Consider the following 15,985-nt stretch of genomic DNA (forward strand, 5'->3'; position numbering starts at 1 on the left):
TCTATTTATTTTGCTTCGTCAGCAGACCATACCAGTTTGCCATCTACCCAAGTTTTTACAGGCCAGCCTTTGAGCTTCCAGCCTGTAAAAGGAGTGTTGCGTCCTTTGCTGGCAAACGTTTGCGGATCAACTGCCTGCTCCTGCTCCAGATCAATCATGGTCAGGTCGGCTGGAGCTCCTTCTTCCAGGCGTCCCGTATCCAGGCGGAAGACACGCGCTGGATCAGCAGTCATACGACGCACCAGAAAGTCCAGCGTCCACTGTCCGGTAGCTACGAATTTCGTGTACAACAGCGGGAAGGCCGTCTCAAATCCAACGATCCCGAATGGCGCCAGCTCCATCCCTCTTGCCTTCTCTTCCTCACTGTGCGCTGCATGGTCGGTTACGACGATGTCAATCGTACCGTCTTCCAGTCCCTCGATGCATGCCTGCACATCACGTGGGGAGCGGAGCGGAGGATTCATTTTCCAATTCGGCTCCAGCCCAGGGATGTCCTCATCTGACAATACCAAGTGGTGTGGGCATACCTCAGCCGTTACCTTGATACCAAAAGATTTCGCGTGGCGGATTAACCGCACTGACTGCTCTGTGCTGACATGGCATACATGATAGTGTGCCCCGGTTGCCTCGGATAACAAAATGTCTCGTCCGACGTGAATGGCTTCGGATTCGTTCGGAATGCCTTTAAGTCCGTGGCGCTTGGCAAATTCGCCGTCCGTCACAGCCGCTCCTTCAACAAGCGTGTTATCTTCACAGTGTGCAATAACCGGCATATCCAGTGCTTTGGCCCGCGCCATGGCGTCCTTCATCATTTGCGCGCTTTGCACCCCGACACCATCGTCAGTAAAGCCGATTGCACCTGCTGCTTTGAGCGCTTCAAAATCTGTCAGCTCACGACCCAGTTCGTTTTTCGTAATGGCTGCGTAAGGAAGAACCTTGGCAAACCCGGCTTCCTGTCCCTTTTTCAATACCAGCTGGACTGTGTCAACATTGTCCGTCACTGGACGTGTGTTTGGCATGCAGGCAATCGTCGTAAATCCGCCTTTCACCGCCGCACGGCTGCCCGTTTCAATTGTTTCTTTATATTCAAAGCCAGGTTCTCTCAGATGCACATGCATGTCGATTAAACCGGGGATGACCAGCTTGCCCTGGGCGTCGATTTTTTCGACTTCGCGCTCCTGTCCAGATGCCCCTTCTTCTACAAGTAGGCTAACTCCAGCATCCGCATTTGCGATAGCCAAAATCTTTCCGTCGGCGATTAGGATGGATTTCAATTCAGCCTCGCCCTGCTCGTTCAATACGCTTGCATTCATAATTAATTGTTTCATCTGAAATATTCCTCCGCTCAGTTTTCTGCAACTTTTCCTACGATCCTACTGACAGTTTCTACAGCTTCATTGCCCGTTCCATAACCGCCATGCGGATCGGAACCCCGTTTGCCATTTGTGGAAAAATTCGTGATTGTTCGCTTTCCACAACCGCACTATCAATTTCCACGTTCCGATTCACTGGAGCTGGATGCATGATAATTGTTCCGGGCTTCAGGTTCGCTGCTCTTTTCTCTGTCAAACCGTACTGCTCTCGGTACTCATCCGCTGAGCGCAACATCCCTTCGGCATGCCGTTCCAGCTGTACCCGAAGCATCATGACCACGTCCGCCTGTAGTGCCTCTTGCATCGGAACATAAGGCGCGTACGCCGCAAGATCAGGTGCTTGCATATTATCAGGAGCGCAGAAGCTAACCTTGGCTCCGAATTTTTGCAAGGCCCACAGATTCGAGCGAGCGACACGGCTGTGCAGAATGTCTCCTATGATGGATACTCTCAAGCCTTTAAGCTCACCGAAAGTTTTGCGCATGGTGTACAGGTCCAGCAGAGCCTGTGTCGGATGCTCATTGTTGCCGTCCCCTGCATTAACCAGTGGAACACTGACCTTCTCAGCAAGCTCTTGCAGCACCCCGGCTGGCTTTAACCGGATGACTCCTGCATCAATGCCCATGGATTCGAGCGTACGTACTGTATCGTAAATGGACTCCCCTTTTTCCACACTGGAAGCCGCAGCGGAAAAGTTCAAAACCTGAGCGCCCAGCCGCTTCTCTGCCATCTCAAAAGAAAAGCGGGTGCGAGTGCTGTTTTCAAAAAACATGTTGGCCGCAAAGCGTGATTGCAGTACTGGAACCAGTTTTTCTGGTTGATATTCCCAATAATGAGCACGATCCAGAATGGACTCGATTTCATTTCGGCTAAGTTCCTTTAACCCGAGCAGGCTACGTTCTTTAAGTTGACTGGCTGTTGTGATCATAGCTGTTCCCCCCGGTTCTGAATGATTGTCACTTCGTCCTTACCGTCCGTCTCTTGAAGGGCTACTACGATTTCCTCAGATTTGGAGGTCGGGATGTTCTTGCCGATGTAATCCGGACGAATCGGAAGCTCACGGTGTCCGCGATCTGCTAGCACTGCCAGCTGAATCATTTGCGGTCGTCCGCAGTGCATCAATGCATCCATCGCCGCGCGGATGGTGCGGCCTGTGTACAGCACATCGTCAAAGAGAATGACTTTCTTATCATGAACCGATACGTCAGCAGGATTCATCAAAAGCTCTTTTCCATTTCCTTTAGCTTCAGCTACGCTGCTCCGGTCATCCCGGTAGGCTGTGACATCCAGCTCTCCCCATGGAATTGGTGCGCCTTCAATCTCAGCAATTTTTTCAGCCAGGCGTTGCGCCAGATGAACTCCGCGTGTTCGAATACCTACTAGCACACAATCGTCAATACCTTTGTTTTTCTCCAAAATTTCATGTGCAATCCGTGTCAATGCCCGACGAATCGCAATTTCATCCATCAGTACATGTGTTTCATGACTCATGCTTCCAGCCTCCTCAGGTGATGTTCCCTTCAGACCTGGTCCCGTGTTCGGATACAAAAAAGACTCCTTGCCCAAGTTTGGCAAGGAGTCTCGTGTGAACAGTCTTCTACTGTTCTCCGATCTCTCGGACACACTGAAGACATACCGCCGCAGCGGATGCACTGATCAGTGATCCATTCACGTTACCTTGCCAGCCTCACGGGACTGATTTAAAGGTGCTATTCAGGATTTCCTTTGTCCTGCTTCTCATAGTGTGAGATGGTTAGCCATCTCTTGGACAAAGTTCATCGCAACTACAAGAAGTATGACAGATTGAAAATCGTGTGTCAACACCCGTTCAACCGGAACCACCGGAAGCACTCTAATAATTATACAACTTCATTGTATAATTATCCATAGTTGTTTTTACCCATACCTTATCCCACAATAAAAAAACCGCCATTTAGGCGGTTTAACTTAATAATTTATTCAGGTTTGTGAATAGGAATGCAAATTGTCATTGTTTTAGCGACTACGCAGGGACGCTAACACATCCTCCATATCAGGAGGGATCGGTCTGTTGAATTCCATGTACTCTCCAGTGGATGGATGCTTAAAGCCCAGTACCGCCGCATGCAGCGCCTGACCATCCATACGAACCCCTTTGCTGCGCCCATACATAGGGTCGCCAACCAATGGGTGTCCAATAAATTTCATGTGAACACGAATTTGGTGTGTGCGTCCTGTTTCCAATTGAAGTTCAAGCAGGGTATAATCCCCCAACCGTTCAATGACGAGAAAATGGGTGACTGCATGCTTGCTGTTACGTTCCGTCACTGTGAACAATTTACGATCACCGGAATCGCGGCCAATCGGAGCATCTACCGTTCCCTGATCGTGGCTCAAATGACCGTGAACTAAGGCGATATATTTCCGAGTCACACTATGGTCCTTAAGCTGTGCTGCAAGTGATGCGTGAGCCTGATCATTTTTAGCCGCCATCAGCAGTCCTGATGTATCCTTATCAATACGGTGAACAATACCAGGACGTAATTCCCCGTTGATGCCGGAAAGATCGTGACAGTGGTACATCAGTGCGTTAACCAATGTTCCCGAAGAGTGTCCCGGTGCAGGATGCACGACCAGACCACGTTGCTTGTTAATAACAATAACGTCCGAGTCCTCGTAAACGACATCCAACGGAATATTTTCCGGTACAATATCTACACTTTCTGGCTCCGGTACCGATAATACAATACGATCTCCTTCAGCCAGCTTGTAGTTCGCCTTGATCGCCGTACCGTTCACCAGCACGCGACCGTTTCCGATCCACAGCTGTATCTGAGAACGAGACACTTCCTTCATTTCTTCGGCGATATATTTGTCTATACGCGTTTTGGCATCCCCGGAATCGGCCGTCCATTCCAGAGATTCACCCTCCAGTTCGTCCTCATAAGACAGACCTGCGGCTTCGCCGTTTTCATTCACTTCGCTCATGCTATGACTTCCCTTCAATGCTATCATTGCCATTTCCTTTTTCCCGACGCGATTCCAGCAATGTATCCAAAATAATCAGTGCTACACCGATGACAATTGCCGAATCTGCCACATTAAAAATGGGGAACGTATAGCTTCCAAAATTAAATTGTGCAAAATCAACTACTTCCCCTGAAATAGCTCGATCCAAAAAGTTACCGACTGCTCCCCCCAGCACCAAACTTAGCGCAACAGGAAGTAGCTTCTGTCCAGCCTTGACTGTTTTTCGCAGGTACCAGACGATACCAATCACCACTACAATTGTAATCACGATAAAAAGCCAACGTTGACCTTCCAAAATCCCAAAAGCGGCTCCACGATTTCGATGGGAGGTGATTAAAAAGAAATTGCCGATGACTGGTATTTGTTCGTACAATTCCATCCGCGTAGCCACCAAATATTTGACTCCCTGATCAATCAAAAAAATAATTAGCGCAATACCAAAATAAATCACAGTCCTTCGTCACTCCGATCCGCTTATATCCGTTGTTGAACCCATTTATTGTAGCATAAGCATTCTCAGATCGTCCACGAATCCCGCAAGCTTCAAGTACAGATCATTCATAAAATGAACTCCTTCGCATTTGATTAGAATTTCCTATGTAAAAGAGGTCTTCCCGGTGCAAACTACATGGAGCATACTCGACACAACGCATGCGCATGTAAACCTAGAACAAGGAGAGGATTCCATGTCCCCATTGACGGAGCAACAATTGCAGGGCTTGCGTAACGAACTGCTGGAACGCAAAAAAGAAATTGAGCATCGTTTGCAAAACAACGACCATTACGGACTCGGCGATTCCCAACGCGACCAAACCGGCGAGCTTTCTCCTATTGATAACCACCCAGGAGACCTGGCTACCGAAACCTACGAGCGAGCCAAGGATATTTCCTTACTAGAACACGACGAATTCCAATTAGAACGCATCGAATCAGCTCTGATGGCCATGGAAAAGGGCACGTATGGCATTTGTGCCGCCAGCGGTAAACCCATTCCCTATGAGCGCCTACTGGCTGTTCCCTATACCATTTACTGTAAAGAGTACAGTCCCGAAACAGAAGTGTCTAACCGCCGCCCAGTAGAGGAAGAATTTCTCGCTCCCTCGTTCGGCAGAACGAGTCTGGATGAGCGTGATGATCAAAACGGCTTCGACGGTGAAGATGCTTGGCAGATCGTCGAAAATTGGGGTACCTCTAACACACCAGCCATGGCCGAAAGTGGAGAAATCCACAGTTATGATGATATGGAAATTGAAGCAGGCGATGATAATATGGGCTTCGTAGAGCCATACGAAAGCTTTATTGCTACTGACATTTATGGACAAAATGTATCTGTTATTCGCAGCTCCATTTATCAGCGTTATATCGAAGATGGCGAGGGCGAAGGTCTACTGGAGCCGGATACGCACGAAGACGAATCGTGAACTTCAAAGTGGAGATCGCTGCCTAATAGGTGGTAAGCTCCAATTGTCGCTGTACGATCCGTACAATATCAGCGATATAATCACCGATAATCGGCAAATTCAACGCTCCGAGCACTTGCAGCACATAAATAATGGTAGCAGCAAAAAAAGTAAAACCTAGCGCGATGCCGATTCCCCGGGAAACGCCTGATATTAGATTTAGCCAGAGTAATCGCCAAGGCTTGTTCAGCAGCAAAGCGTAATCTGCAATACGTGTCCGTTCCATCTGCTCTGACACAGCACGTATCAGCTTTTCAACACGACTTAATCGTTCAGCCTGATTACCTGTTTTGCTTTTATCTGCGGCTATGGCAGCCCCTTCTCCGTTCATCCCTCGGAGACTCCTCCCCTGTCTACGCCTTGATCGTGCCGTCATATGCACAATCCCCCTTTTCCATGGCTGCCCTGAACGCAGCAAACGAGCCGAAGCACGTAACGGAGAAAACCCGTTTCCGATGCTTAGGCTCGTTTTTATATGCTGCCTGTTATTGTATTATGGGACAGGGGGCTTGTAATTATTCCCCAATATGAACGCCGATGGTTTTACCGTTCACTTCCACATGTTCTGCCGGTTCGGCTTGACCAAATGTCACAGTAGTAACCAATACGTTCTCACGCAACACAGAGTCGAAGCTTTCGATGGCCAGACGCAGCTCATTATCTACATCCAACGTCAACGCCACATACTTTTCAATCGGCAGATCCAGTTTTTTACGATAATCCTGTACCGCACGAACCACTTCACGTACCCAGCCCTCTTGCTCCAGCTCCGGTGTAATGTCTGTGTTCAACGCTACCGTTAAGCCATAACCGGAAGCAGAAGCGAAGCCTTCTTTCGCTTTTTTCTCCACCAGCAATTCTTCGGCCGTAACTTGCAGTTCTTCACCTTCTGGAGAAGCGACGTTTAACACTCCTTTTTCTACAACAGAACGGGTATCCTCAGCAGACATTCCTTTGAAAAAGTTTTGTAGGAAACCGACATTTTTGCCGTATTTCTTGCCTGCTACTTTCAAATTCAGTTTCAGTGTAAAATCTACAAAGCCGCTATCGTCCGTCTCCACATGAATATGCTTCACGTTAATCTCATCTTTGATGATTTCCTCATAGCCACTCAGTTCAAAATCCTGATCCATGGACAGAATCAACTCGGACAACGGTTGACGCGTTTTCAAACCCGTTTCGTTGCGGACGTTACGCGCCAATTCGACGACACGGCGTGCCGTTTCCATATCTCGTTCCAGTTCCGGATCGATCAAGGATTCATTGGCAGTCGGATAATCATCCAGATGAACACTTTCCCCGTTGCTTAGGTTGAGGTAAATATCCTCTGCAAGCAGTGGTGTAAACGGCGCAAGCAGTTTGGCAGTCGTTAACAGCACTTCGGTCAGTGTACGGTATGCATCCAGCTTATCTTCTGTAAGACCATTGCCCCAGAATCGGTCGCGTGAACGACGGATATACCAGTTGCTCAGCTCATCCACAAACGATTCAATTGCTTTAGATGAGTTCAGGAAGTCATTTACAGCCAGCGCTTTGTCCACTACCAAAATGAGGCTGTTCAGACGGGACAAAATCCAACGATCCAACTTATGAGCCGATGGTTTGAACGGATGCTGTGCCGGATCAAATCCGTCGATATCCGCATACAAGGTCAGAAAAGCGTGTGTATTGACAAGCGTATCGACCAGCTTCGATTTAGCCTCGCCTACAATGCCTTTGGAGAAACGTTTGCTATTCCATGGTGCACTATCGGACAGCAATGCCCAACGGAAAGCATCTGTACCGTACTCGTCAATCACTTCCCACGGATCAATAACATTGCCCTTGGATTTAGACATTTTCTGCCCTTGCTCATCCAGTACATGGCCTGTCGCCATGACAGCTTTATAAGGAGCTTTGCCAGTCAGCATAGTCGAAACCGCAAGCAAGCTATAGAACCAGCCACGAGTCTGGTCAATTCCTTCACAGATCATATCTGCCGGAAATTGCTGCTCGAACGTTTCATTATTTTCAAAAGGATAATGATGCTGCGCAAACGGCATGGAGCCGCTATCGAACCATACGTCGATTACTTCCGGTGTACGAGTCATTTCGTATTTACCGCATTGGCTACGAACCTTGATATCATCTACATATGGTTTGTGCAGCTCGATATCCGCTGGTACGTCGCCGATCGCACGTTCCCTCAACTCAGCAATACTATGCGGAGCGAACTGTTCTCCAGTTTCTTCACAAACCCAGATGTTTAGCGGTGTACCCCAATAGCGATCGCGACTGATGTTCCAATCCACCAGTTCTTCCAAGAACTTGCCGAAACGTCCTTCACGTATATGACCCGGGTACCATTCGACTTCGCTGTTGTTAGCAATCAGTTGATCCTTAATCGCAGTTGTTTTGATAAACCAGCTGTCCATAGCATAGTACAATAATGGAGTATCGCAGCGCCAGCAGAACGGATAGCTATGCTCGTATTTTTCCTTGCTGTACAGCAAACCTTTTTCGGACAGCATTTTAACAATATCCACATCACAGTCTTTCACAAAACGGCCTGCAAAATCAGTGATTTCCTCTACATAGTTACCTTGAAGATCCACTACGTTGATGAATTCAACACCATTTTCACGGCATACCCGGTAATCATCCTCACCATGCGCTGGAGCCATATGAACGATACCTGTACCGCTGGAGTCTGTTACGAACTTCGCACCCAGAATCTGATTACCCTTCTCAACCTGAAAATACGTAAATGGCGGGGTATACGTTTGGCCAACCAGTTCTGAACCGGATAGCGTGCCAATCACTTCATGATCGCCTTTAATTACGTCCTCAACCAGATTTTTAGCAACGATGTATACACCGTCTTCCTGCTTCACACGTGCATATTCCAGTTCAGGGTTGACGGCGAGCGCCACGTGACTCGGCAAGGTCCAAGGCGTTGTCGTCCAAGCCAGTACATATTCACCACTGCTATGCAGCTTGAATTTGGCCGTGGCGCTCAGATCCTTCACATCTTTGTAGCCCTGCGCTACTTCATGAGAACTTAGCGTCGTTTGACAATCCGGGCAATATGGACTCACACGATGACCACGATACAGCAGATCTTTTTCATGAATCGTCGCCAAAATGTTCCATACACTCTCGATATAGTTATTATCCAATGTAATGTACGGGTTATCGAGGTCTGTCCAATATCCGATCGCTTCGGTTAAATCACGCCATTGTTGCTCATACTCAAACACGCTCGCCTTACATTTTTTAATAAACTTTTCAACACCGTATTCTTCAATTTCAGGTTTGTGGGAGATTCCCAGCTGCTTTTGTACACCCAATTCTACCGGCAAGCCATGCGTGTCCCAGCCTGCCTTACGTACGACGCGGTATCCCTTCATTGTCTGATAGCGACCGACGAAATCCTTAATTACACGGCCCAGCACGTGACCGATATGCGGTTTACCGTTAGCTGTTGGTGGGCCTTCATAAAACACAAAATTTGGCTTTCCTTCACGATTTGTGATGGATTTACGGAATGTGTCCTCCTGCTTCCATTTGCTCAGGATGCGTAGGTCACGAGACCGTGCTTTTTCTTTAACATCCACTCTGTTCATACTGTCATACTCCCTCTCTGCTCATCATTGATTTCTCTAGCATTTCCTAAAAAAAGCAACAAAAAAAGCCCCATCCCTGTAAAGGGACGAGACTGTGCTCGCGTTACCACCCTGATTCCGTAAAAACAGACCATTAAAAATACAGTCTCATCACGGCTCTCTGAGCCCCACTCAACTACAGCAGGGCGCCATTATAACGCATGGCAAACGGTGATTGCTTACACACGCCATAAATCTTAAGCGCTTCAGCTCACTTCTCCGGGAGGATCTTCGGTCATGTTCTGAACGTTGGCTTGCACCGGAAGGCCAACTCTCTGAGGGACAAATCATGACGTACTCGTTCCCATCAACGAATTAAACATGTTAAATTCATCGAAATCAGCAACATCGTTGCCTTGAATAACAATCATCAGCCTACAGACGGATAATCATTGAATTCAGTATAGTATTTACAGTTATAGCCTGTTTAAAGATAAAAGTCAACCCTAACAAAGCCTAATAAAAGCTTGTCAGAAATGAAATTAGTAAATTTCTTTCATCTCACGCTCGCGCTCCAGTACTTCGCGTTCCCGGTTTTCAAGTGCTTCCCAGCCGTCTTGGCTTAACAAGTCAAGCTGTGCTTCCACCAGTGTACGAAACCGTGCTCGGTAAATCGATGCCTGCTTCTTCAGTTCTTCAACCTCCAACGCGATCTTGCGGGATTTGGACAATGCTTCGTTCACAATACGGTCCGCATTTTTTTCCGCTTCCTTCACGATCAGTTGGGATTCTTTCTTGGCGTTGTTACGAACTTCATCAGCCGCTTCCTGCGCTACGATAATCGTCTTACTCAGCGTATCCTCAATCGTCGCGAAATGATCGAGCTTCTCCTGTACGTTCAACAACTCGGTGCTCAGTTCTTTATTTTCACGAATAACGCCCTCGTAATCTTTGATCACCTGATCCAAAAATTCATTAACCTGATCCTCATCATAACCGCGAAGCCGGCGGGCAAATTCCTTGTTATGTATATCCAATGGCGTTAATGGCATGCCGTCCACCTCCTATAAGATTGACAAAAAATACATTTTCCGCGTCACGACGCTCACTATCATCTATCGGTCATCATACCCCGTTTTGTGAATACTGTACAGAGCAAAATCGTTCCAGTTCTTCGCTATAGCTTAATTCTTTCGACAGAAAGCTCGTGATTCCTGCCTACAGCTATACAAACTTACCAATTTTGACACGGAATCTTCCCTTTTTTGTCATCCCGTCTGTTTCAAGCACTTTGAAACGCCCAAAACCCTGCATGGAAATAACGTCCCCCGCTTTAAGTGGAGTGGATGGATTCTCCTCCACCTTCCAATTTACCCGGCACCGCCCCGCCCGAATCGGTGTTAATATTTTACTTCGGCTTAGCTTGTACACGTCGCTGGCAATACCGTCCAGGCGCAAGGAAGCGACCGTCAGATCTAGCGCATCTAATGCAACTTCCTTCGTTCGCAGACTCGCTACAGGCAACAGTTCTGTCCATACATGAACACGATGTACCTGCTGTAAATGCATCGTCATAAAATCACCAATCTCTGAAGCTACCAATACATGGCACCCATCATCCAGTACATGAATGTCCCCGATTTTCCCACGTTTGATTCCAAGCCCCAGTAGGGCACCTAGATAATCACCGTGCTCAAGGGTACCTATTTTATGATCGTCAGATGTGATGGAAAGGACCTGAATCCCCATCTCCTCACCGTCCAAATACGAATAATCGGGCGCAATAAGCGCCCGCTTTCGTTCCGAAGCCATGTATCCGCCATCTACCCTAATCGTGACCTTGTCTTCCTTCGAAGCAAGTGTCTCCAATATGTACTGTTGGCGCGGGTCCAAAAAATCAGTCAGCTTCTGCTCATGATAAGCTCCCGCATGACTGATCCATTCGGAAGCGCGATCCACATAGTCCCGTTCATCCGGGTGAAAATGCTCATAAATCTCAGTTCGCATAACTCCTCCTAGACGAAATTACCAATTAAAGAAATCAAACCGTACGACGCAAAACGCAGAGCAATCAGCGCAACGATGGGTGAAATATCAATCATCCCGAAGATTGGCGGTATAAACCTGCGAAAAGGAGACAAATACGGCTCCACAAACTTGGCAAGTAAATCACCAATTACACTCTCTCTGGCATTAGGAAGCCATGACAGCAGAACATATGCAATGATCATGTACGAATAAATCTGAAATAGCCAGTAAATTACCTCGATCAAGAAAAGTTCACCTCATTCTGTTAAGTTCTTGTTCAGTGTCAGCCAGTATTTCTGTAATAGAGCCTTGAATCTCAACCGTATCTGGTGTACACAGAAAAATATTATTCCCGACCTTGGAAATACCACCACCCAGTGCATACACAGTACCACTCAAAAAATCAATAATGCGCAGCGCCTGATCCTTGCGAATTCGTTGCAAATTAACTACGACGGTGCGATGGGAACGGATATGGTCGGCAATTTCCTGTGCTTCATCATAAGAACGCGGCTCATACAGGACAACTTTCACATTTTTCTGTGAATGGATGCTGACAACATTAGTGCCCTTCTGGTTCTTACGTTTATCAAAGCTTGGGGTTTCAATTTCTTGATCTTCCGGCGTATTCATAACCTCTCGCTCTATAACTTCCTCTTCTTCCTGAAGCCCCAGAAAGTTCATGAACTTATTCATTACGCCCAATGGAAATCCTCCTCTCGTCCGACCAGTACGGAACCAAGCCGCAGCCAGGTCGCTCCCTCTTCAACTGCCACTTCAAAATCATTAGACATCCCCATTGACAAGTGAACGATGGGTTCTCTGGTCAAGGCTTGTCCATTTAACGTATCCCGTAATTCACGCAATCCCCGAAACACAGGCCGAGTTTTTTCCGGGTCTTCTTCATGAGGAGCCATCGTCATCAAGCCAATCACGTCCACATGCTCCAACTCGCGAATTTGTTCCAAGAAGGGGGCAACCGCCTCAGAGGACAAGCCATATTTGGACATTTCTCCAGAAATATTGACTTGCACAAAAGCTTTAACTCGCAATCCCAGAGCGGCTGCTTTCTTGTCCAATTCCTGAGCGAGCGATAAGCGGTCAAGCGAATGTATAAATTTAAATTTTCCAATCACATCTTTAACCTTATTCGTTTGGAGATGGCCAATAAAATGCCACGTTCCCCGGTCACCCAACTTGCTCCATTTATCAGCAGCATCCTGCCAGCGATTTTCGCCCACATGCTCCAAGTTGCTATCCAATACAGATGTCATTGCCACTGCCGAAACATATTTCGTGACAGCGATCACATTAACTTCATCACGCGAACGCCCGCTTCGGGCACATGCCGCTTCTACACGGGCATTCACTTCTTTAATTCGTTCCTCCAAAGACACGGGAGGACTCACCTCTCTTCCAGACCAATCCAACTCGCCATTCTTCCTGTGACGCCGCCTTCTTTGCGATATGAAAAAAACAAATCGCTACGGCTACTCGTGCATAAGGTAGTACATTCGATATGGCTCGGCAATATTCCTGCTTTCATCATAATGTGTCGATTGCATTGTTTCAAGTCAAGTAGTGTTTTTCCGTCGGTTAAGGGGAAGTAAACAGAACCTTCCCATTTATCATTACCCGGGCAATCATGCTCCAAAACCTGAATTTGGCTCATCACGTACTCATCCACCTCATAGGATTCAGAACCAATAGAAGGACCGATAGCTGCTAGTATATCAGACGGCTGAGATCCATATTCGTTCTGCATGGTCTGTACCATTTTCAATGCAATTTCCGCAACGGTTCCCTTCCAGCCTGCATGCGCCAACCCAATCACACGGCGCACTGGATCACAAAAATATAATGGTACACAGTCTGCATAAAAGGACGTCAGCAAAATGCCAGGTACATTCGTCACAAGTCCATCTGTGTCCTGAAAAGCGGATGCACGATCCATAAAGCCCCGCCCGCGATCAGCAGCCTTGACGACAGCAACATGATGACCATGAACCTGCTCACCGCACGTCCATGCTTCAGCAGCAAAACCAAGTTGCTCAGCAATGAGCTGCCGATTACGAATGACTTTCTCGGGGTCATCCCCTACATGAAACGCACAGTTCAGACTAGCGTAGGGCACCTCACTGACACCGCCATGACGACCTGTAAAACCCGCTGTTAATCCCTGAACCTGTCGCTCCCAAGATTGAATATATAGCAACTCCGGTACGGGACGTCCACCATCTTGCATTGGCTTTGCCCCCGTAGCCTCGGTATTCACTACAAATGGCTCCATTCATTCTCACCTCTACTGCCCAGTGTACCAAAAAGCCGCCGCCGTGTCTTCACAACACACCAAAATACGTAGATCTGCAAGTTCAGAAGCCCCTTCGGTCACTCCGCTCTTGACGTTCGATATACAACTTTTCTTCTCCTTCACCCGGCGGCTCTTGCAATCCTTCCAGTCGTACAAGCACAACATCCGAACCAATTTTCACAATGTTGCGCCACGGAATGACCAACTCGCTTCCGCCTCCAAACCAGCCCATAAAACGACTGCTGCCTGGAACCACAATGGCTTCAATTTTCCCCTGCCGCACGTCAATCTCCAAATCACTGATTTGTCCGAGGCGTCGTCCATCTACAATGTTAATGACATCCTTGGTTTGAAACTCGGAAATTTTCATTGCTCTTACTGACGTTTCCGGTGCACTCACACGCATCACATCCTTTATTTCACTATATGAGCGGAAGAGCCCAAAAAATGTCCTGTAAACGCAAAAACGATCCGAGTAGGATCGTTTTTATCGCTGGATCATTCATGCATTCATTTCATTAGGACTTTACATGTTTTTGCATTTGCTGTATAGCCGACTTCTCTAATCTTGAAACCTGGGCTTGAGAGATACCGATTTCGTCGGCAACCTCCATTTGCGTCTTTCCTTCATAAAAACGCATAGACAATATCATCTTTTCACGCTGGCCCAGGCGATGCATCGCTTCCCGCAGAGCGATTTCCTCAATCCATGAGACGTCTTTATTTCTGTCATCACTGATCTGATCCATCACATAGATTGGGTCGCCCCCGTCGTGATATATCGGCTCGAACAGCGAAACCGGATCCTGAATCGCATCCAACGCGAACACAACGTCTTCTTTAGGCACATTCAGTGCCTCTGAAATTTCAAAAATCGTTGGTTCCCGCGAGTTCAGATTCGTCAGACTGTCCCGCACCTGAAGCGCCTTATATGCAATATCCCGTAACGAACGAGACACACGGATCGGATTGTTATCCCGCAAATAACGGCGGATCTCTCCGATAATCATCGGCACCGCATAAGTGGAGAACTTTACGTTTTGCGAAAGGTCAAAATTATCAATCGCCTTCATTAGGCCGATACATCCTACCTGAAACAAATCGTCCACAAACTCTCCCCGATTGTTAAATCGTTGAATCACACTCAGGACGAGCCGGAGATTGCCGTTGACCAATTTTTCTCTGGCTGATCGTTCATTATTTTGCTGAAGTGATGTGAACAACTCGCGCATTTCTGCATTGGTTAATACCGGCAGTTTGGCGGTATCCACACCGCAAATTTCCACTTTGTTTCGGGTCATCGTGTCTTACCTCCCAAGGAGCAACATTAATGTACATTATCTCCTGAGGGCATTTTTTTATTCGCCGTTTCCATCGCTTCCGGATATACCCATGCACTATACCATTTTATTAAATTCTTTTCGTAAGCGCTTTATAATCCGCTTTTCCAGACGCGAAATATACGATTGCGAGATACCCAACAGGTCAGCAACATCCTTCTGTGTCTTCTCCTCTCCGTCTTGTAAGCCGAAGCGCAACTCCATAATCAAACGCTCTCGATCCGTCAATTTATCCAGTGCCTTATGCAATAATTTACGGTCCACCTGCTCCTCAATATTACGGTAAATGGTATCATTTTCCGTGCCCATCACATCAGAAAGCAACAACTCATTACCATCCCAATCTATATTCAGAGGCTCATCAAAAGAAACTTCCGTTCTTGTTTTACTATTGCGACGCAAATACATCAGAATCTCATTCTCAATGCATCGAGAGGCGTATGTGGCAAGTTTGATTTTCTTCTCCGGATCAAAAGTGTTAACCGCTTTGATTAGTCCAATAGCACCGATGGATACGAGATCCTCAATGTTGATGCCCGTATTCTCAAATTTACGGGCAATATATACGACTAACCGCAAATTTCTTTCGATTAGCATCGACCGTACTGCTGCATCTCCAGAAGAAAGTTTTCCCAGCAAATATTCTTCTTCGTCTCTCGTCAGCGGTGGGGGGAGCGCCTCGCTGCCGCCAATATAATAAATTTCTTCACTTTTCAGCCCAAATAAAAATAAAATACGATAATATTGCAATTGCAATGCTAACCTAATTTTCATCTTCAATTTCATCTGTTCCCGCATATCATTCTCCCCCTTTTAAAAATAGTGCTATTGCAGCTGTGCTCCGCCCATTTCACCATTGGATATTTCTCGTCGCCTTCAA

At 47.2% G+C, this 15,985-nt stretch carries 17 protein-coding genes and 1 other annotated feature; of the genes, 1 reads left to right on the forward strand and 16 read right to left on the reverse strand.

The genetic code is table 11. From position 1 onward, the window contains the following. Positions 1–5: 5 nt before the first annotated feature. The 5 genes from AOU00_RS03815 to lspA form a co-directional block, all read right to left on the reverse strand. The gene (locus tag AOU00_RS03815; protein ID WP_069289974.1) at positions 6–1,328 is read right to left on the reverse strand and encodes a dihydroorotase; all 1,323 of its coding nucleotides are present in this window, start codon (positions 1,326–1,328) and stop codon (positions 6–8) included. Between the two features lie 58 nt (positions 1,329–1,386). Then, entirely contained in the window at positions 1,387–2,301 is a 915-nt protein-coding gene (locus AOU00_RS03820) for an aspartate carbamoyltransferase catalytic subunit (RefSeq protein WP_069289975.1), read from the reverse strand. Further along, positions 2,298–2,864 (reverse strand): bifunctional pyr operon transcriptional regulator/uracil phosphoribosyltransferase PyrR, encoded by a 567-nt coding sequence (gene pyrR / locus AOU00_RS03825; protein WP_023989428.1) that lies wholly within the window; start codon positions 2,862–2,864, stop codon positions 2,298–2,300. The genes AOU00_RS03820 and pyrR overlap by 4 nt, the downstream gene beginning before the upstream one ends. A 504-nt stretch (positions 2,865–3,368) precedes the next feature. Then, on the reverse strand, positions 3,369–4,340 hold the full coding sequence (locus tag AOU00_RS03830) for an RluA family pseudouridine synthase (RefSeq protein ID WP_069289976.1): 972 nt from the start codon (positions 4,338–4,340) through the stop codon (positions 3,369–3,371). Position 4,341: 1 nt separating this feature from the next. Continuing rightward, entirely contained in the window at positions 4,342–4,833 is a 492-nt protein-coding gene (gene lspA / locus AOU00_RS03835; protein ID WP_023989430.1) for a signal peptidase II, read from the reverse strand. 235 nt (positions 4,834–5,068) lie between these two features. Here lspA and AOU00_RS03840 point away from each other — a divergent pair, with 235 nt between their 5' ends. After that, positions 5,069–5,803 (forward strand): TraR/DksA C4-type zinc finger protein, encoded by a 735-nt coding sequence (locus tag AOU00_RS03840; protein WP_069289977.1) that lies wholly within the window; start codon positions 5,069–5,071, stop codon positions 5,801–5,803. 22 nt (positions 5,804–5,825) lie between these two features. Here AOU00_RS03840 and AOU00_RS03845 read toward each other — a convergent pair whose 3' ends face one another. The 11 genes from AOU00_RS03845 to sigE form a co-directional block, all read right to left on the reverse strand. Continuing rightward, positions 5,826–6,173 (reverse strand): DUF5665 domain-containing protein, encoded by a 348-nt coding sequence (locus tag AOU00_RS03845; protein ID WP_069289978.1) that lies wholly within the window; start codon positions 6,171–6,173, stop codon positions 5,826–5,828. Between the two features lie 184 nt (positions 6,174–6,357). Beyond that, positions 6,358–9,447 (reverse strand): isoleucine--tRNA ligase, encoded by a 3,090-nt coding sequence (gene ileS, locus AOU00_RS03850; RefSeq protein WP_069289979.1) that lies wholly within the window; start codon positions 9,445–9,447, stop codon positions 6,358–6,360. A 79-nt stretch (positions 9,448–9,526) separates the two neighbouring features. Then, positions 9,527–9,806: a binding site (T-box leader), on the reverse strand. Positions 9,807–9,968: 162 nt separating this feature from the next. Continuing rightward, positions 9,969–10,478, reverse strand: coding sequence for a DivIVA domain-containing protein (locus AOU00_RS03855; RefSeq protein WP_023989434.1), 510 nt, complete (start codon positions 10,476–10,478; stop codon positions 9,969–9,971). A gap of 172 nt (positions 10,479–10,650) precedes the next feature. Further along, positions 10,651–11,433 carry a YlmH family RNA-binding protein gene (locus tag AOU00_RS03860; RefSeq protein WP_069289980.1) on the reverse strand — a complete coding sequence of 261 codons (783 nt, stop codon included), beginning with the start codon at positions 11,431–11,433 and terminating at the stop codon, positions 10,651–10,653. A gap of 8 nt (positions 11,434–11,441) precedes the next feature. After that, complete coding sequence (locus tag AOU00_RS03865) at positions 11,442–11,699, reverse strand: YggT family protein (RefSeq protein ID WP_023989436.1); 258 nt, start codon at positions 11,697–11,699, stop codon at positions 11,442–11,444. A gap of 7 nt (positions 11,700–11,706) precedes the next feature. Beyond that, positions 11,707–12,159, reverse strand: a complete 453-nt coding sequence (locus tag AOU00_RS03870; RefSeq protein ID WP_013311078.1) for a cell division protein SepF — start codon at positions 12,157–12,159, stop codon at positions 11,707–11,709. Beyond that, positions 12,150–12,851: a YggS family pyridoxal phosphate-dependent enzyme gene (locus AOU00_RS03875; RefSeq protein WP_069289981.1), complete on the reverse strand. Its 702-nt coding sequence runs from the start codon at positions 12,849–12,851 to the stop codon at positions 12,150–12,152. Before AOU00_RS03875 ends, AOU00_RS03870 begins: the two co-directional genes overlap by 10 nt. An 8-nt stretch (positions 12,852–12,859) precedes the next feature. Further along, positions 12,860–13,744 (reverse strand): peptidoglycan editing factor PgeF, encoded by an 885-nt coding sequence (pgeF, locus tag AOU00_RS03880; RefSeq protein ID WP_069289982.1) that lies wholly within the window; start codon positions 13,742–13,744, stop codon positions 12,860–12,862. Positions 13,745–13,826: 82 nt separating this feature from the next. After that, on the reverse strand, positions 13,827–14,171 hold the full coding sequence (locus AOU00_RS03885; RefSeq protein WP_172828260.1) for a YlmC/YmxH family sporulation protein: 345 nt from the start codon (positions 14,169–14,171) through the stop codon (positions 13,827–13,829). A gap of 112 nt (positions 14,172–14,283) precedes the next feature. Further along, positions 14,284–15,066: an RNA polymerase sporulation sigma factor SigG gene (sigG, locus tag AOU00_RS03890; RefSeq protein ID WP_007431182.1), complete on the reverse strand. Its 783-nt coding sequence runs from the start codon at positions 15,064–15,066 to the stop codon at positions 14,284–14,286. 96 nt (positions 15,067–15,162) lie between these two features. After that, complete coding sequence (gene sigE / locus AOU00_RS03895; protein WP_013311082.1) at positions 15,163–15,903, reverse strand: RNA polymerase sporulation sigma factor SigE; 741 nt, start codon at positions 15,901–15,903, stop codon at positions 15,163–15,165. Between the last annotated feature and the right edge of the window lie 82 nt (positions 15,904–15,985).

The organism is Paenibacillus polymyxa (genome assembly GCF_001719045.1).
Lineage (GTDB): Bacteria > Bacillota > Bacilli > Paenibacillales > Paenibacillaceae > Paenibacillus > Paenibacillus polymyxa_B.